Source organism: Ruegeria sp. YTSC192 (genome assembly GCF_059609705.1).
Window position 1 is genome coordinate 38,035 of the sequence record NZ_JBXWMG010000004.1, and the last position, 17,667, is coordinate 55,701.

Genomic DNA, 17,667 nt, shown 5'->3' on the forward strand with positions numbered 1-17,667 from the left:
CGTCAGGATCATGAGATAGGGCTTCTTCGCGCAAGGAAAGCGTAGACAGGCAACATTGTTACGATCCAGACCACGCTATAAATTGCGGATGGGATGGCATATTCGCTTAACCCATTGGTGTTAGGCAACAGCAAGGTGGCAATTGCGATCCCCAAAGCTCCGTTTTGAACGCCGGTTTCAATTGAAATCGTCTTCGCCTCGATGTCTGTGCATCCGAGCATCCCTGAACTCATGATGCCAATAAACGTGAGTGACGCACCTACAACAAAAAGTGCAGGTCCAAGCCTAAGGTAGTTATCCGCGACCACCACCCAGTTTGAAATGATCGCGCCTCCGATGATCAACGCAAAAAGTAGCATAGAGACCTTGCTAAAGACTGGTTCGACAGTGGCTACAATTCGCGGCGCCAATGACCGCGCGATCACCCCGACTAGGATCGGTGAAGCTGTCAAAAAAAACATTGCTAAAGCCGTCGACGAAATGTCGATAGCGGGCGCAGTTGCCCCCATGAACATCTGCATCGAAAACCCCAGGATGAGCGGTACAGTAACGACGCATGTCAGACTGAAAACTGCTGTGAGCGTGACGGACAGCGCAACATCCCAATTCGAAAGCTTGGTCACGATGTTACTGATCGCCCCGCCCGGACAGGCTGCCAAAATCATGATGCCAACGGCTGTCTCGGCGGAAATCCCAAAGATTAAGATCACCATCAAAGCGATGCATGGCAGCAAAATGATCTGGTTGAGAGCCCCGACGCAAAAGGCACGTGGACGTTTTCCGATGCGTTGAAAGTCAGCCGCTGTCAGTCCGAGGCCAAGGCAGAACATGATTGCAACAACTGCGAGCGGCAGCAGCACAGATATGAAAACTTCGCCCATTTGCTATGACCTCGGTGTCTGCATGCTTCTTACACGCTATCCGAAGATATCGTTTCGCCAATCCGATGACGAGGTTTATCAATCTGGCGCTTTTTTCCTCATACGCCTGCTGATCGAGACTGTCTTAATGAGCGATGCAGATCGCGGGCATGGCCGATCTGGCGCAGATGAGCTTTCCAATGCTATCTGTGGTGCATGGCAAGTGTGACCTATGTATTCGCGCGCGCGATGGCCAATGCCGCCGGGATGACGCTAAACGACGATGGTGCCCTGATTTCAAATGGCGCTGTCATGCTGCGTTTGCCAGAGGCTCAAGACGGCCAATTGGCGGATGATGCCTATTTCGATCTGATCGATTGGATACGTTCGCAACAAGCGGATGAGGTTGCTTTGGTTGAGGCCTATGCGAATGCTATTGCGACCGATGATCTCGGCGTCCTTGGCCTGGCTGTAAAGACAGCTCCCACCTTGCGGGAATCTTTGCAACGGATCGAGCGTTACTTTCGTCTCGTCACGGACACCGCAGTTTACAGACTTGATGAAACCGGCGATCCTGTCCTTTGGATATTTGAAGGGCAAACACCACATCGCGCTGCCTTGGAATTGCGCAACGAATGCGCGCTTGCCGCCTTTGCACGGAATATGCATCGGTTTGTGGGTACTGGATTGTCGCTCGAATATGTCGCGTTCAAACATGTGTGCCGACAAGAGCCTGAACGTTACGCCGAGCATTTTGGTTGTCCGGTGCAATTTGGTACTGACCAAAACGCCATCGCGATGCGCCCTGTTATGCTCGAATGCGAAAATCGTCTTGGCGATCCGGGCTTGTCGGATTTCATGACGAAACATCTGGATGAGGAATTCAATTCCCTGGATGATGACACTTCACTGTGCAACGCACTTGTTCATCGACTTACACCAGCCCTAAGTAACGGCGCACCGCAGGCGGCGCATGTCGCCCAAGAGATGGGAATGAGCGAGCGCACGCTTTACCGCAGGTTGGCCGAAGAAGGGATGACCTATCGCGACGTTCTCGGTCAGGCGCAAGTTGCACTTGCTCGTGACCTGCTCCGTGACGGCAAGGCTTCCATAGCCGAGATTGCCTTTATGACCGGATTTTCGGAACAGAGCACGTTCAGCCGTGCCTTCAAGCGTTGGGTCGGCCAAGCACCCGCTCGTTTCCGGCAGCAAGCGACCTCCGACTAGGCGCACACCTCAAGACCACATGGCAGGTTCGGTCAAAACCTTGGCAGGGCCTGCCAATACCTCGGCCAATGTGGCGCCTAATTTCCTCTTTGTCAGATCCACCTGGGGCGCTGCCGAGTAAGGCAGACCGCTTTGCCCCTCTCAGACAAAGGAAATTTGCAATGAGCAATCACGACCACAAACATGAAGCCGGCTGCGGCTGCGACGTCACGCCCGAACGCGTTGACATGGCGCGCCGCCGTCTTCTGACGCAAGCCGCTGGGGCTGCAGCAGCGGGTACAACAATCGTTGCCGGTGGGCAGGCGCTTTCAGCAACCGAAGAGGCTCGTGCCACTTACGCTGACCCGGAGAACCCAGGCCTTCCCCAAATCGACATGACCATCGAACCGGGGCGCACCGCGCTTGTGGTAACCGACCCCCAGATCGATTTTCTGTCCGAAGACGGAGTGACATGGGGCGTCGTTGGTGAAAGCGTGACCGAACAGGGCACCGTCGACAATATCGAACGACTTTTCATCGCCGCCAAAGCAGCCGGGATGCCGGTCTTCATCTCGCCGCACTATTACTACCCGCATGACCATAAGTGGGAGTTCGAAGGCACGCTTGAAGCCACGATGCACAGCATCGGCATGTTTGACCGCCTCGGGCCACTCAACCTGGACAACTTCGAGGGCTCAGGTGCCGACTGGATGCCGCAATACAAAAAGTACATCGAGGATGGCGAAACCATCGTCTGTTCACCCCACAAGGTTTACAGCCCTGCCCAGAACGACCTGAACCTGCAATTGCGCAAACGCAAGATCGACAAGGTGATCCTTGCGGGGATGTCCGCGAACCTGTGCACGCAAGCGCATCTCTATGAGTTGCTGGAACTGGGCTACGAGGTTGCTGTCGTTCGCGACGCGACGGCCGGGGCCAAAGTGCCTGAAGGTGACGGGTATCTCGCAGCCATCATCAATTTCCGCATGGTCGCCAATGGTGTCTGGTGGACCGACGACGCGGTAAAGCGCATCGGCCAATCTGCCTGACACGAACCGACTTTCCAGTTTGATACTGACATCCTGAAAGGACATATCATGACACGCATCTTTACACTTCCCGCACTTACAGCAGCGCTGACTCTTGCCCTGGCGGCGGCCGCACTGGCTGAAGATGAATACAACGTCTCAAACAGTCTCACCCTGACCGGGCATCCGCTTGGCATGCACGGCGTCGATCCTGTGTCGATGTTTGACGCCGAGAAACCCGAGATGGGCAACGCCACCTACACGTCGACCCATGATGGTGTGGACTACTACTTTGCGTCACAGGCAGCGCAAGCCACATTCGATGCAGATCCGATGGCCAATTTGCCCCAATTCGGCGGGTTCTGCGCTTTTGGCGTCTATGTAGGCAAGAAGCTTGATGGAGATGTTCGGTATGCCGATATCGCGGACGGCAAGCTCTATCTCTTTGTGAATGAAGACATCTTCAAGAAGTACCTTGAGGACAAAGAGACCGTGATCCAAGGCGCCCATGCGAAGTGGGCAGACATCCACCACACACCTGTCGGCAGCCTTTGATCGAGGAATTTGGTGGCTTTTGCCGGTCGGAGCCACTGCTGCCTCTCCCCTCCCCAAAGACCGGCACTTCTCCAAGACGACCTGTCCGCAATGACAAGTCGGGTACGTCGAAAGCTCTTCCCAAAGGAAACCAGACATGACTGATTTTGAGACATATACAATCGCCTCAGCCCCTGATGCCGCGAAACCAATTCTGGAAGCATCGCTAAAAGGGTATGGTTTTGTGCCCAACCTTTATGCGGCCATGGCCGAAGCGCCCGCAATTCTGGAAGGCTATACGACACTTTCCAACATCTTTGGAAAGACCAGCCTTTCAGAGACCGAGCGTCAGATCATCCTGATGACCAACAACCGGCTCAATGGGTGTAAATACTGCATGGCCGCCCATACCACGCTTTCGCAGATGGCAGGTGTCCCCGAGGACGTCATCGCAGCATTGCGCGATGGCAGCCCTATCGCCGACCCCAAATTGGAAGCACTACGCAAATTCGCCATCGTGATCAACGAAAGCCGAGGCTGGCCCAGCGACGCACAGGTCGAGGCTTTTCTGACGGCTGGCTATACCCGCCAGACCATGCTGGAAGTCATCCTTGGCACAGCGTTAAAAATTCTGTCGAACTATACGAACCATGTGGCGGAAACGGCTTTGGATGATGCGTTTGTCCCAAATGCATGGACCGCCTCATCCGCAGCGGCGGCTGAATAGCGCGATTTTGCCTAATTGTTGGTTTTGCGCTTAGGCGTGAGTTTGGTTCCGGCCAAGAAGGGGATCCGATCTGAGACGATCGGCCGCAAAATCAACAAAGGCGCGTACCTTGCCAGAAATTGTCAGCGCTTTCACCAACAGACTGACAACAAAGCCTCGACCATGACAGCTGCAACAGTTCGCATTGTTTACGCATACTTAAATTGTGATCCCGGCTTACCATATTTTGCCTCGCACCCCGAGAAGTTGGTGCGAGGCTTCCACTGCTCGGCAGGCGAATGCGTAGCATTCTGCCGAGAGGGGGGCAAAAAATCCCGCTCCACCACCAGTTGGTCAATCTTGGAATGCAGCCTATCCACTTTTGCCGCGCTGATCTGTTCAGGGGTCGAACTGCGCCGCGTAAATGCCGTCGCCATATTTTCTATCGCGGCCCGCTTCAAGCGCGACCTTGGCCTTAAACTCTGGCAAATGGTTCGCGCGTTTCTTCATTTTGGATCGTCACTTTCATCATGCGATCCACCTTAAACACTGGTCCGAATTTCCGCGGCCACCTCTTGGGTCACCTGTACAAGTATTCTGATATTGTTGACGTATTCGTTTTGCACTAAACAACTCTCGTTGGTATTTGTTAAAAGAGTTTTTTACCAGGAGTTCGTTGTGCCTGCAGTTAGTTCTGGCGATACGCTTTCAAATGTCGCCTTTCCTCTTACTTCAATACAGTACGCAATGTATTTGGAGAGCAGCCAAACCAAGCAGCCCTGGATATATCTTGAACAGGTAGTTTGCTACCTCAAAGATGAGGTCATTGACTTGGGTGCCATGCAATTAGCATGGACAAGACTACTTGAGAATCATGAAGCGATGCGCCTCGTTATAGATGATTCCGACCCCGTGAAACCCGTACAACGGGTAGAGGACCTGCAATCCTTTGAAGTTAAATTTCACGACTGGTCTAATACAGAGGCTACGCAGACCGATGATCTGCTTGGTGAATTTCTTGAAAGTGACCGAAACAGCGGATGTGATGCCAGGGTTTTCCCAGCTTTCCGGGTAAATTTTTTTAAGACTGGAGAGCGGAATGGCGCATTGGTCTGGACCTTCCCTCACACCTTGCTTGATGGTCGTTGCTTCTCCAATGTCTTGAAATCGGTCTTTTCTGAGTACGACAAGTTGACAGGTAGCGGAGAACCTGAACCGCAATCGACTAGCAATAATCTTTCCTTCGCGCGGCACTGTAATCAAGTAGCGCACTTGGATACGAGCGAAGGGGTTAAATACTTTTCAGATATGCTCAACGGCTGGGAGGGTGGAAACGGCCTTTTGATCGATGGGGCCTCACCATCGCGTAAGAAGTTCACAAATCACATTCTTACAAAGGCGCAAACGGAACAACTAGCCGACCTCGCGAAGAAGTCTGACGTTTCGTTTAGCACCATAGTATTAGCTATCTGGGGTATTGTTATGGCCCGACTTTCGGGCGGCAATGATACAGTTTTTGGAACAACGTTGACAGGTAGGCATCTGGTTCCGGGCGCGAGTGACGCATTGGGGTGTTTTATCGTCACGACGCCGATGCGTTTAAAGCTCTCCGAGGGTCTGACGCTCCGAGATGTTTTACTCGAAGTACGAAAAGGCCAAATCAGCCAGCGCCCACATGTGCATACGCCGCTGTCAGAGATCCGAAATCGCACTGATGTTCCATATGGCAAACCGCTATTCGACACCGTCGTTATGTTTGATACAGCAACGCTTGACCAGCGGATGAAGGCGCTTGGTGGAAAGTGGGAAAACCGGCAAGTTGATCTACTAGAAGAGGGAAACACTCCAATCACATTGGCGGCATACCAAGGTGACCAACTTCGGTTTACTGTTGAGTATGATCCAGAAATGGCACCAAAAGGCGCCCAGATTTCGAAGTATTTTGAGCAGTTACTTATTTCGGCATGTACTGCAGAGCCTGACACACCTCTAGCCAAGTTGTCGATGCTGAACACGTGTGAAATCAACGCGCTCTATGCGCTGTCTGGCCTTGAAGAGACACAAACGAGTCATCCGAAGGACTGCTTGTCTTTATTCAAAGAAATAGTTTCCAAGCACCCAGATCAAATCGCTGTTGAACAAAAAGGCCATGATCCACTTAGTTATAGTGAACTTGATCAAGCGTCAGACAAATTGGCAGGCGTGCTGATTGGAAACGGTATTCGGCCTTTTGACATTGTTGGTATTTGTGCCATCCGCAGTCCAAACTTTATTGTCGCGATTATTGCTATTTGGAAAGCTCACGCAACTTTTGTTCCAATGGATCCTTCATATCCGCCTGAAGCGCTTAGAGTAATGAGTGAAGACAGCGAGATGCGATTGGTCATAGTGGATGAAAGCGCGCCCGTCTTCTCTCTTCCGACTCTAAAGTTCAATGCGATCGAAGAGGGTGAAGTAAAACACGAGCATTTTATTGCGGCACCATTGGATCCTGCTACGCCTGCCTATGTGATATTTACATCCGGCTCAACTGGTCGACCAAAAGGTGTCGTGGTTTCGCATCAATCCCTGGCAGCACACAGCGACGCCGTTATTCCATTCTATGAACTTTGTCAAAACGACAAAGTCCTACAGTTTGCCAGCCTGAGCTTTGATGTTGCTCTGGAAGAGATCATCCCTACACTATTGGTCGGCGCAACGGTTGTCCTGCGTGGACACGATATGTCGCTTTCTGCGACCACATTTCTTGAGGCTTGTAGTGCGCAAGAATTAACGGTTCTCAATCTTCCAACAGGGTTTTGGGTGGCTTTGACGGAAGCTCTGGAATCGAATAGCGCGACGCTTCCGAGTTGTGTGAAGCTTGTCGTGGTAGGAGGAGAACGCGTCCCGCACTCTGTTTTGATGCGCTGGATTGGTATTGTTCCCAACGTACGATGGATTAACGGATATGGCCCAACTGAAACCACAATTACGTGTACGGCCTATAGGCTCAAGCCGGACGATACGATCAAGGGAAGTGTGCCGATCGGCAACGCGCTAAGTCATGCGGCCGCTTGGGTCTTGGCGGAAGACGGTTCACTAGCTCCGGAGGGAACAGAAGGGCAGCTTTGGATTTCTGGTCCTGCTGTTGCGTTAGGGTACAAGGGACGATCTGAACTTACATCAGAGCGATTCAAACCGGCAGGATTTGATAAAACGATTGGTCGCATTTATGGCACCGGAGATAGGGTCGTCTGGCAAAACCAAAATTTGTACTACATGGACCGCATTGACAGGCAACTTAAGCTTCGCGGCTACAGGATTGAACCCGGCCAAATAGAAAGAACGCTTGAGTCAATTGCCGATATAGAGAGAGCACATTCGGATCTAGTGCACTACAATGGCAATACTCAGCTTGTAGCATGGATTTCATTCTCTAATCCTGATGCGGCTCCTGAGCTCACGACACTTCAAAACCATGTTTTTGAGACGCTTCCGCCACATATGCAGCCAACGTTGGTAGTTGTCGAGAAGTGGCCTCAGACCCCAGGTGGAAAAGTTGACACCAAACAACTGCCGAAGCCGCAGGTGGAGAAAAAACCTGGCGAAATTCAGAGTCCAGACTCCCCTTTGCTTCAAAAGATAGTTGATGTGTTTGCTGACGTTCTCAATTTGGAAAACCCATCTAGCGATGCATCATTCTTCGAACTGGGTGGGAATTCTTTGCTGCTGCTGAGGCTCATAGCAAAACTTGAGAACGCACTAAACATAACAATCAAACCAACAGCTCTATATGCTGATCCAACTCCAAAGGGTATTGCAAAGACAATTGAAGCTGACGAAATAGACCCTTTGGTTATTATCCCAATCAAATCTCAAGGGACCAAGGCTCCGCTCTACTGTGTGCACGTACTTGGGGACAACGGTTCACTGTTTCGCCCTTTGGCCAAGGAGTTGGACGAAGATCAGCCTATGTTCGGCGTGACGATTGGTTTGCTGAGAGAGGATTCTCCTACAAGCGTACGGGACATTGCAGAGTTCTATCTTAAACAAATCCAGCGACACAGACCAACCGGCCCAGTTTCCTTGATCGCGGTTTCGGCAGGTAGCTACGTAACCCTCCAACTGGCACAACAGCTGATTGCCTCTGGCAGGGACGTATCAGCCTTAATCTTTGTGGATTCAGAAGGTCCTGGTGGGCGGGCTCGGCTAAAGGGATTTGCCAGGGCACGGGTTCACCTGCGCTCTTTCCTTCAGCGACCATGGGCATACTTTAAAAAGTCAGTCTTTCAGAAGTATAGCAATATGAAGTACCTTTACGTCAGAAGGCGTCTCGAAAGGCAGAAGGAAAACGCAGCAACTCCAACAATAGATTCATTTGTCGCAGCAAACTCAATCGCAATCGAACAGTATCAACCGGAAGTTCTTCATAAAAAACTAACGATCTTTCGTGCAGGAGATGACTTGTTCGATAGCCCCGAGGCTAAGGCTTCAGGGCTCGGGTGGGACACGATTGCGGCCGGAGGATTTGAGCTGATAGACATACCAGGGGATCACATGAGCATCTTGCAATCGCCAAACGTCAGTCAAATGGCGGTCGAGATCGCTCGAATTCTCAAATGAGACTAATATGTGTTGCGAATGCATGTTAGTATGTGGCGTGGTTTGCCCTCGCGGTTTTTTGACAGGCCACGAGCAGAATAGAGTTGATCAGATTATGGTGTGTTTCCGTAGTGCCTGAGATAAAATCACTTACGGCCCTTCGGGGTATCGCGGCAATATGGGTCGTTCTATACCACTATGCACACCATGTGTCATCAATCCCAGGTGCCAGGATCATCGCGCATGGTGACCTGGCGGTAGATTTGTTTTTTACGTTATCGGGGTTTATCTTGGTCTATGTCTATCGGGATGGGTTCAGGATTTCAGACTTTTTGATAAGAAGATTTGCTCGACTTTACCCTGTCCACCTGGTCACTTTGATTCTAATATCAACCATGATTGTCACAGCTCAAATGATTGGGCTATCTGTTGACGGGTCGTTGAAACTCGACGAATTTCTGACCCATCTGGCTATGCTGCACAGTTTGGGTCTTTCCAACCAATTGGCCTTAAATTATCCCAGTTGGTCGGTATCCGCTGAGATGTTTGCGTATTTCGGTTTTCCAATTCTAGCACCGATCGTACTTAGGTATAATTTAAAAGTCGTCGCGCCCCTTGTCCTTTTGACTTTTGTGGTGTGCTTGTTGCTTGCAGACGCAACGGGCAGACCAATGTTGTCAAGAAGTTACGACTTTTCAATAATTCGCATTTTGCCTGAATTTCTATTGGGAATGTTAACAGCAAGGTTGTGCTTGGAAAGCAGAGTTTCTTTGCGGTTTACTGCGCCGCTGGCAACAGGTTTAATCATCGCAGGTTTTTCCTTTGATTTGCCGTTGTGTGTGGTTTTGGCGGGGCCATTTCTGATAGCATCCCTATACTTAACGACATTCAATGTGCCATCGCAGCTAAGGTACTTGGGCCTGATATCCTACAGCTTGTACATGTGTCACGCACTTGTAGAAAAAGCTGTTTTCACTGCGCTGGAGGTGATTTTGCAGCAAGAGATTCTACCATTTTGGACATTACTTGTTGCAGTAGCAGTAGCGCTTCTATCGGCCTCGCTTCTGTATCACTATATTGAAGTTCCTGGGCGGAGGCTCATCATGAACTTGTACCAACGCTTTGTTTCGCGATCACGCCCAAGCGCTGGAGCCGACGTTACGGCTAACAAGTAGCTTCATGACCGCCAACAGGATTACAGATTGATCTCTTACCGCTGCCTACTTGAAGATCTCACTTATTCCAAAGTGGTTGGCCGTGCTATGATGCTTTGCCTCCAGATTACTGGCATGATACGGTCGAGTATGTGATGATATGAACTACATATACCCAAATATATTCGCATATTTTGTACTCTTTAGCTATCCGGTGGTTGTATTTGCCCTTTTTCGCAAACTGAGCATGAATGCGGCATTGATCTGGTCTATTTTAGTTGGATATTTGTTTCTGCCTACAGGTTTTGGTGTCGATGTTCCGTTGATACCTGCATACGATAAAACGTTAGCCCCAAGTTTCGCAGCTTTGCTTGCATTCCTGATTTGGGGGCGAAAGGCTGCTCCTTTAGATCATCAAACTGCTTCAAAGCCATCGAAACTTCTTATTGTTCTGCTGGTGATATTGTTCATTAACCCCCTAGTCACTGCAATTCAGAATACGGAGGTCATTGTAACACCAAATCTAGTTATCCCGGGCTTAAGCGCCTACGATATATTCGGTATGGTTAGTATTCTCCTAATCTTGACTTTACCATATTTCCTAAGCCGAAAGATCTTGGCTAGTCCCGAAAGCCATAGGTTAATACTGCGTGCGTTTGTATTTTTGGGGTTAGCCTATTCAGTCCTAATACTGCTTGAGGTTAGAATTAGCCCGCAACTCAACAGATGGATCTATGGGTATTTTCCTCATAGTTTCGTCCAGCATATTCGTAACGATGGGTTTCGGCCAATTGTCTTTCTGGAACATGGACTTTGGGTTGGAATATTTATGTCGATGAGTGTTCTGTCATCCGCGGCGCTTTGGCGGCGTGAAAAACACTCAAAGACTCGGAATATTTGGGTTTTTACGACCGCTTGGCTTTTTGTAGTGCTGTTTATTTGCAAGACCCTCGGGGCGTTTTTGATAACCGCTGCATTGCTGCCTGTAATTTTACTACTACGTGGATCTGTGCAGCTCTATGTGGCCGGTTTCATAGCTCTGGTAATAGTGACGTATCCCGCTTTAAGAAGCGCGGACTTAGTTCCTGTTAATGCTATTTATGAACTAACTCTGGATTTTAACTTAGAGCGCGCACATTCTTTTAGAACGCGCATCGAAAACGAAAATGCACTTCTTTCAAAAGCGCAAGAAAAGCCATGGACGGGCTGGGGGCTGTGGGGGCGTGGATTGATTTACGATGCCGAAACAGGTGAGAATGTAAGTATAACAGATGGAACTTGGATAATTACACTGAGTTCATTTGGTTGGTTGGGATATATTGGACAGTTTGGTCTTTTGACGCTGCCTGTATTTGCCTTGGCATTTTTTAGAAAAAAGAAAGATATTCCAATAGAGACCGTGGGGCTTGTGATTGTACTGTCGGCAAACTTGATAGATTTGCTACCCAACGCAACGCTGACACCCATAACATTCATGTTGGCAGGTGCTCTCATTGGGTACTGTGAACTTCAAGACGAGACTCCTCGTTCTGCTGCTCCGATACCAAAAACCAAACCTATGATGAAGCGCCGACGAAGGCGCACTTGATTTGCTTAAAGCTGTCTGACGTCAACGCCAATGGGACAGCTTAGGTCGATTTGATAAGAGAGGGTTTCTGGCACATCGTAACCACCAGGGAGTGGAAATGAGACAGAAACCCGGAACACGCAAGAGCCGCTGCGAGAAGGTTGTTGAGGACATCCGCCGTGCCACACGCAAACAGTATTCGGCCGAAGAGAAGATCCGAATTGCGCTGGACGGTTTGAAGGGCGAGGACAGCATTGCGGAGCTGTGCCGCCGCGAAGGTATTGCCGAGAGCCTGTATTACAGCTGGTCCAAGGGGTTCCTTGAAGCTGGGTGACTTGCCCCCCCACTGGTCCCTCGTTCATGATGAGAGTCTGCGGGTTTGATTTTGGTAGTCGTCGGTTTCGGACTTGGCAAGCGCGCCGGGCGCGGAGCCCTCAAATTGCTCAGGCTCGGCGCTGCGAGATGCCGTGATCCCGCATCGCCCTGAGCGCTGCCTCTCGCCGCTTGGTCAGCGTCGTCAGTTCTTTCCCAGCAGGTCCTTCAAAACCACATTGTCCAGCATCGTATCGGCCAGCAGCCGCTTCAGCTTGGCGTTCTCGTCCTCCAGCGCCTTCAGCCTGACACCTCCATGCCGCCATACTTGGACTTCAGCTTGTAGAACGTCACCGGGCTGAGCCCGTGCCTGCGGCACACCTCCGACATTGGCATGCCTGCCTCTTGTTCCTTGATCATCCCGATAATCTGCGTCTCGGTAAAACGGCTCTTCCGTATTCGTCTGCTCCTTCAGGGTTGGGCAGACTCTACATGATGGTGAGGGATTTCGCGGGGGGCAGGTCACCCGCCATCGCCCGAAACCATCATCCCGACGGACCACAGGCCGATGATGCGCTAACAATCAATTTGGACCAGTCAGATGAGGCTGCTCACAATTCCAGTGAAATCATATGTAGCCAAGGTAAACTCCCATGCTACAGCAACGTAGATTTGAACGAAGTACGTATTGAATTCTCATGTGCTGGTAGCCAAATAATAACATGCCCCGGCTGTTGTGTGAAATGTGAAATGGTTTACCGTGTGTTGAGAAGCGCGAAGTTAGTTGAAGGTGGCCTTAAATGTCCCACCACTTGTTGAGTCCGAGTAATCCGGTCAAGATCTTATATGAACGCCAAGCACCTACTAACCTGCAAAGAGATCAGGAGAGTGGGTTTTGCAGGCTGTTCGGTCTTGGTATGTACCCTATACTCTGAACCGGCGTACTAATATTGAGCTGCCTACAAACCCGCTATGCTGATGATGCCCAACACCGAAGAGTACATAACATTGAATGTTGATAGAGGCCATACTGAGATCAAGCCCAGCACACATTGTTCGTTGGACATCTATACGGAACATTTCGGCTTGACTGAGCGCCCCTTTTCGTTGCTGCCAGATCCTGGTTTTATATATTGGTCTCCATCTCACCAGAGAGCCTATGCCATGCTGGAATATGGCATTGTGACGCGCTCACCAATCACGTTGATTACAGGTGAAGTTGGCGCTGGCAAGACAACACTGATCCAACACCTTCTGCAATCTATTGACGAACAAGTGAAAATCGGACTGATCTCGAATTTTCAGGACGACAGGGGCGACTTGTTGCGATGGATTTTCATGGCGCTTGATCTGCCAACTTCAGCTGATGCAACCTATGTAGATCTTTTTGCTACCTTTCAATCACATCTGATAGAACAATACGCAAATGGAAATCGAGTAGTTCTAATATTCGATGAAGCGCAAAATTTGAGCATGAAGACTTTGGAAGAACTGCGCATGTTTACTAACATCAATTCGAACAAAGACGAACTTCTTCAATTGATACTAGTAGGACAACCGGAGTTGAGAAAGACAATCTTGCGCCCTGAATTGCGTCAATTTGCGCAAAGGGTTGCGTCAAGTTTCCATTTGAACGCAATGGATAACAAAATGGTACGGAAGTATGTCGGCCATAGATTGAAATTGGCCGGCGCCCAGCGAAACCTGTTCAGTCCTGCAGCAACTGAAATAATATACGAAGCGACTGGTGGTGTGCCCAGGCTCGTCAATCAATTGTGCGATCTTTCCATGGTATACTCCTATACCCGCAGTCTAAGCGGGGTCTCGCGCCAAACTGTTCAAAGAGTTTTGGATGATGGTGCTTTCTTTACTGCGAACCTGCCTCAAGTCGAGGATAGCGTGTCCCCATGATGAACGAATTCCGCTTTTACGTTTCGTTGTTCTTTCGTCGCATACATTATTTGGCGCTTATCGTCATAGTTGGGCTTGTGTCAGGAATAGTTGTGGCGTCGACCCTGCCGCCAGTGTACCGCGCCTACGCCCAGCTTGTCGTCGAACCTCCTCAAATCCCAGGAGAACTGGCTTCAACAACGGTGCAGGCGAGCGTATTTGAAATATTAGAGGTTATTCAGCAACGCTTGTTGTCGAGGGATAATCTTGCTGCGTTGTCACAACGCTATGACGTTCATGAGAACCAGCCGAATCTGAGGTTGGATGAAATTGTAGGTGATATGCGTTCAAGAATAGCCATTCAGTTGCCTCTGAACAGCTATCTTAGTGATCGCGCTTCATTTGTGACCGTATCTTTTGACGCTCCTAGCGGCGAGATGTCGGCCAATGTTGTTAACGACCTAGTGGCGCAAATACTAGAAGAAAATATAGCTATGCGTACTAGCGCGACAGCCGACACGTTGGAGTTTTTTGTACAGGAGGTGACGAGACTAGATAGGGAGATGGGCGAACAAGGCGCCCGGATTTTGCGCTTCAAAGAAGAATATAAAGACGCCTTGCCAGACAGTCTCGAGTTCCAGAGAACCAGACAATCTTCGCTGCAAGAACGGATTTTGCAATTGGATAGGGACTTGTCATCTCTACGTGACAGGCGCTCCAGGCTCCAGGAAATCTATGAGCGTACTGGTCGGTCGAACATAGCAGGAGACAACCTGCCGCCTGAGCAGCGACGGTTGCGACAATTGGAAGACCAACGTGCGACGGCTTTAGCCATTTATTCTGAAGACCATCCCACTGTAAAATCATTGGATGGTCAGATTGCCGCGCTTAAAGCTGCAAACATCGAGTTGGGTCTTGGTACGGATACTTCGCCAAGCATCACTATTTATGAGCTACAGCTATCCGAGATAGATGGCCAAATGTCATTTGTTAATAAACAAAAAGAAGATATCTTGGCTGAATTAGAGGCTATTGCAGCCACAATCTACAAGATTCCGACCAACGCTATTGAATTAGGTACACTTGAAAGAGACTACGAAAACCTGCAGCAGCAATATACTCAAGCTACTGTCAGTTTGGCAGAGGCTCGTACAGGTGACCAGATTGAAGCTCAGTCTCGCGGACATCGTATCACAATAACAGAGCGTGCTATCGTTCCCACGCATCCAGCAGAACCCAACCGAAAGTTGATTGTAGCATTTGGGATCGCAGGAGGACTCTGCGTAGCTGCGGCGCTGTTCCTGCTATTGGAGTTGCTTAACAACACTGTTCGAAGACCAGTCGATGTGGCCAACAAGATCGGGGTACCTGCTTTCGGCGTCGTTCCATGTATACAAACAACCAGTGAACTTGTTTTTCATCGCAGCTTTGTCGCCGCCTTGTTTGTGCTACCGGCCGTTGGAATAAGTCTCGCTCTCTATCTGATTCACGAAAATTACATGCCTCTTGGTGTTTTTCTCGAAAAATCCGTTAATACACTTGGTCTCAACCAATTGTTGAAACAACTTGGGCTTGGCTAAAGGTTATTCAATGGAACACATACAGTCAGCGATTGCAAAAGCCCGTAAGGCCAGAAAGAGTAGACTTGGCAACACCTTAGCCGCCGGATCAGAGGCGAGCGCTGTGCGGAATGGTGTGAATCGGGCCTCAGCAACCATTGACCAGTTGTGGGCTAGCCTGAACAATTTTGAATTGGATGTGGCTCATCTAAAGCGCGAAAAAATTCTTATTGACCCGAGCGCAAGCAATACAACGCCCTTCGATGCTATACGTACCCGTATGGTACACGAGATGCGAACCAATGACTGGCGCCGCATCGCAATAACATCTCCGGGACCAAGCTGCGGCAAAACCACATTGTGCCTTAATCTGGCTTTCAGCCTTACCCGTCTAAGTCACTCCAAGGCTATGGTTATCGATATTGATATGCGCCATCCGAACGTCGGGAAAAAGTTGAAGCTGCAAAGTAATAGTGATTTCTCAAGAGCATTGGCCGGAAAATGCCCACCCGAAGACTCTATTGTTTGTTATGATCAAAAGCTTGCGTTCGCGACAAATTACAATTCTGTGAAGTGTTCAGCAGAACTACTACAAGATAAAGAAGCCGCAATTGTTATCGACTCGGTTGAAGAGAGTTACAAGCCTGACGCAATACTGTTTGACACACCTCCGATGCTTGCTTGCGATGACCTTTTCGCATTCATAGATCAAATCGATTGTGTTTTGTTAGTTGTCGCAGCGGAAAATACTACCTTTGAAGAGCTAGAGAAATGCAAGAACGAAATCGAAGCTAATAGCAACCTGATGGGCGTGGTTCTCAATAAGTCGCGTTACTTGGACAAAACAGACAGGTACGGGTACTAAGTTCATGGAGCTACTACCATATCTGGTGTTCGGGAGAATATCATGCGGTGGCTTGATCTTGGTTTGATGGCTTTATACCGTTTACGCCAATCTCAACCGTGCCACCCGGTCGGCTTCGCTTGAGCTACGCAAAGGTTCCGCTCAGTTGTTCTTGACCACAACCCAATCACGAGAAAGAAACAGGAACGGATTCTACAATCAAACGGCCCGGATCAAAGGGCTGTATCAAGTGGCGTGCAGAAAGGTTGCGACCGTCTTGACGTTGATACCAAGCTCCCGGCTCAACGCCGTGCTCGAAGCCTTCGATCGTTGTATGAGAGCTCGGACGGCGTACGTGGTCTTTGCGCTCCCATGAAGAACTTGTCCCATAATGTTTCCTTCTGATGGCCCCAGATCAGTAGGCCACCACATGCTGGGACTAAACACCTAGCTAGTCTTGCGACTTTTGGGTGCTGAAAATGCACACAATGCTTGCACTATTGGACCCCAGTTCGCTTGTCCGAACTCACAACCTCCCAGACTATTTCCTGCATAAGCCTTGCGGCTTCCAAGCCCGGGTTATCCGCATCAGTGCCATCGGCTCTTTCCAAGTTGTGTGAAAGCCCAAGCGGAGATTTTTTATACAGGACGGCATAATGTGCTAAAGCTACAAGATAGTTACCGTAGTCACTTAGGTGGATATCGTCAGAGAATAGGTCATCTCTACTCTCTATTGGCCCGACACCACCTCGACTTTCAAGCTCCCTCACAAACCTTGCCATGATCTGACCGGCGGGGATGATGTAGATCGGCTGAGGTCGATCTTCCTGTGCAAGAGCACGGCGTAGTATTGCCTTTTCCCAGTAACGCTCGATGTCTTTGTCGAGTCTTTCTAACCAGCCTTCTGGATCATCTAACTCATGCCAAGTCTCGTACAGATAGACTCGGATATCAGGTTGGGCCTCTCTGCTAAATTGCACCCACTCATGCAGGTACTTTGCGCTGTCAAAGTACTTTATTGCCGCCCGAATCTCCACCATTTCAGTCAGCACTAATGTGTTGTACGTCCCCGAGGCTATTGCTTCCTTTGCGTCTTCATAGCCAGAAGGAGTATTGCGTAGTTCATATCCGTTGATCGGCTCATCCGGTTCCCAATGCGCTTTTAGTGAGGTTCCCCACCCTAGTTGACTGCTATAATTATGCTCCTGACCGGCCAATTGCCTTAACATCACAGGCATATCGGAACCGACAAGGCTGTGTCCCAGGTGGAAGACATTCAAAGGGCTGGATAGTTTTGGAGCTGGTAAATCATAAAGCGTGTCGAATGCTTCGTCGTCGAGCGTTTTATCCATTCCAAGCCGCATTAACCCAAAGACAAAGGCAGTGGCGAACAAAACGGAACCTACAACATAGCGTTTGATCATGA

General features: G+C 49.7%; 13 protein-coding genes and 3 pseudogenes. 12 read left to right on the forward strand and 4 right to left on the reverse strand.

Annotated features, from left to right (window positions below):
• Positions 1-8 precede the first annotated feature (8 nt).
• Complete coding sequence (locus AC2FD8_RS07330) at positions 9-881, reverse strand: bile acid:sodium symporter family protein (protein WP_496855315.1); 873 nt, start codon at positions 879-881, stop codon at positions 9-11.
• A 195-nt stretch (positions 882-1,076) separates the two neighbouring features.
• On the opposite strand from AC2FD8_RS07330, the gene AC2FD8_RS07335 reads away from it, so the two are divergent.
• From AC2FD8_RS07335 to AC2FD8_RS07375, 9 genes and pseudogenes are all read left to right on the forward strand, one after another.
• Positions 1,077-2,087: a helix-turn-helix transcriptional regulator gene (locus AC2FD8_RS07335; RefSeq protein WP_496855313.1), complete on the forward strand. Its 1,011-nt coding sequence runs from the start codon at positions 1,077-1,079 to the stop codon at positions 2,085-2,087.
• Positions 2,088-2,248: 161 nt separating this feature from the next.
• Entirely contained in the window at positions 2,249-3,115 is an 867-nt protein-coding gene (locus tag AC2FD8_RS07340; RefSeq protein ID WP_480796306.1) for a cysteine hydrolase family protein, read from the forward strand.
• A gap of 48 nt (positions 3,116-3,163) precedes the next feature.
• Complete coding sequence (locus tag AC2FD8_RS07345) at positions 3,164-3,649, forward strand: YHS domain-containing (seleno)protein (protein ID WP_496855311.1); 486 nt, start codon at positions 3,164-3,166, stop codon at positions 3,647-3,649.
• A gap of 136 nt (positions 3,650-3,785) precedes the next feature.
• Complete coding sequence (locus AC2FD8_RS07350) at positions 3,786-4,355, forward strand: carboxymuconolactone decarboxylase family protein (protein ID WP_496855309.1); 570 nt, start codon at positions 3,786-3,788, stop codon at positions 4,353-4,355.
• A 162-nt stretch (positions 4,356-4,517) separates the two neighbouring features.
• Positions 4,518-4,880 (forward strand): hypothetical protein, encoded by a 363-nt coding sequence (locus tag AC2FD8_RS07355; RefSeq protein ID WP_496855308.1) that lies wholly within the window; start codon positions 4,518-4,520, stop codon positions 4,878-4,880.
• Between the two features lie 93 nt (positions 4,881-4,973).
• Positions 4,974-8,936, forward strand: a complete 3,963-nt coding sequence (locus AC2FD8_RS07360; RefSeq protein WP_496855306.1) for a non-ribosomal peptide synthetase — start codon at positions 4,974-4,976, stop codon at positions 8,934-8,936.
• A gap of 110 nt (positions 8,937-9,046) precedes the next feature.
• Positions 9,047-10,090 carry an acyltransferase family protein gene (locus AC2FD8_RS07365; protein ID WP_496855304.1) on the forward strand — a complete coding sequence of 348 codons (1,044 nt, stop codon included), beginning with the start codon at positions 9,047-9,049 and terminating at the stop codon, positions 10,088-10,090.
• Between the two features lie 139 nt (positions 10,091-10,229).
• Positions 10,230-11,657, forward strand: a complete 1,428-nt coding sequence (locus tag AC2FD8_RS07370) for an O-antigen ligase family protein (RefSeq protein ID WP_496855302.1) — start codon at positions 10,230-10,232, stop codon at positions 11,655-11,657.
• A 97-nt stretch (positions 11,658-11,754) separates the two neighbouring features.
• A pseudogene (locus AC2FD8_RS07375) lies at positions 11,755-11,967 on the forward strand (transposase); the annotation flags it as partial.
• Between the two features lie 115 nt (positions 11,968-12,082).
• Here AC2FD8_RS07375 and AC2FD8_RS07380 read toward each other — a convergent pair.
• Positions 12,083-12,407 (reverse strand): annotated as a pseudogene (locus AC2FD8_RS07380) (transposase); the annotation flags it as partial.
• Positions 12,408-12,920: 513 nt separating this feature from the next.
• Here AC2FD8_RS07380 and AC2FD8_RS07385 point away from each other — a divergent pair.
• Genes AC2FD8_RS07385 through AC2FD8_RS07395 form a run of 3 tightly spaced genes read left to right on the forward strand, consistent with a single transcriptional unit; the run spans position 12,921 to position 16,262 of the window.
• Positions 12,921-13,859: an ExeA family protein gene (locus AC2FD8_RS07385; protein ID WP_496874295.1), complete on the forward strand. Its 939-nt coding sequence runs from the start codon at positions 12,921-12,923 to the stop codon at positions 13,857-13,859.
• The gene (locus tag AC2FD8_RS07390; RefSeq protein WP_496855299.1) at positions 13,856-15,418 is read left to right on the forward strand and encodes a GumC family protein; all 1,563 of its coding nucleotides are present in this window, start codon (positions 13,856-13,858) and stop codon (positions 15,416-15,418) included. The genes AC2FD8_RS07385 and AC2FD8_RS07390 overlap by 4 nt, the downstream gene beginning before the upstream one ends.
• The gene (locus AC2FD8_RS07395; RefSeq protein WP_496855297.1) at positions 15,411-16,262 is read left to right on the forward strand and encodes a CpsD/CapB family tyrosine-protein kinase; all 852 of its coding nucleotides are present in this window, start codon (positions 15,411-15,413) and stop codon (positions 16,260-16,262) included. The genes AC2FD8_RS07390 and AC2FD8_RS07395 overlap by 8 nt, the downstream gene beginning before the upstream one ends.
• Positions 16,263-16,508: 246 nt before the next feature.
• On the opposite strand, the pseudogene AC2FD8_RS07400 reads toward AC2FD8_RS07395, so the two are convergent.
• Positions 16,509-16,631, reverse strand: a pseudogene (locus tag AC2FD8_RS07400) (IS481 family transposase); the annotation flags it as partial.
• Positions 16,632-16,738: 107 nt separating this feature from the next.
• Positions 16,739-17,665: a hypothetical protein gene (locus AC2FD8_RS07405; RefSeq protein ID WP_496855295.1), complete on the reverse strand. Its 927-nt coding sequence runs from the start codon at positions 17,663-17,665 to the stop codon at positions 16,739-16,741.
• Positions 17,666-17,667: the final 2 nt, after the last annotated feature.

Bases quoted from the DNA above. Each gene is read 5' to 3' on its own strand.
- AC2FD8_RS07330 (WP_496855315.1), bottom strand. From the start codon at position 881: ATGGGCGAAGTTTTCATATCTGTGCTGCTGCCGCTCGCAGTTGTTGCA.
- AC2FD8_RS07335 (WP_496855313.1), top strand. From the start codon at position 1,077: ATGGCAAGTGTGACCTATGTATTCGCGCGCGCGATGGCCAATGCCGCC.
- AC2FD8_RS07340 (WP_480796306.1), top strand. From the start codon at position 2,249: ATGAGCAATCACGACCACAAACATGAAGCCGGCTGCGGCTGCGACGTC.
- AC2FD8_RS07345 (WP_496855311.1), top strand. From the start codon at position 3,164: ATGACACGCATCTTTACACTTCCCGCACTTACAGCAGCGCTGACTCTT.
- AC2FD8_RS07350 (WP_496855309.1), top strand. From the start codon at position 3,786: ATGACTGATTTTGAGACATATACAATCGCCTCAGCCCCTGATGCCGCG.
- AC2FD8_RS07355 (WP_496855308.1), top strand. From the start codon at position 4,518: ATGACAGCTGCAACAGTTCGCATTGTTTACGCATACTTAAATTGTGAT.
- AC2FD8_RS07370 (WP_496855302.1), top strand. From the start codon at position 10,230: ATGAACTACATATACCCAAATATATTCGCATATTTTGTACTCTTTAGC.
- AC2FD8_RS07385 (WP_496874295.1), top strand. From the start codon at position 12,921: ATGCTGATGATGCCCAACACCGAAGAGTACATAACATTGAATGTTGAT.
- AC2FD8_RS07390 (WP_496855299.1), top strand. From the start codon at position 13,856: ATGATGAACGAATTCCGCTTTTACGTTTCGTTGTTCTTTCGTCGCATA.
- AC2FD8_RS07405 (WP_496855295.1), bottom strand. From the start codon at position 17,665: ATGATCAAACGCTATGTTGTAGGTTCCGTTTTGTTCGCCACTGCCTTT.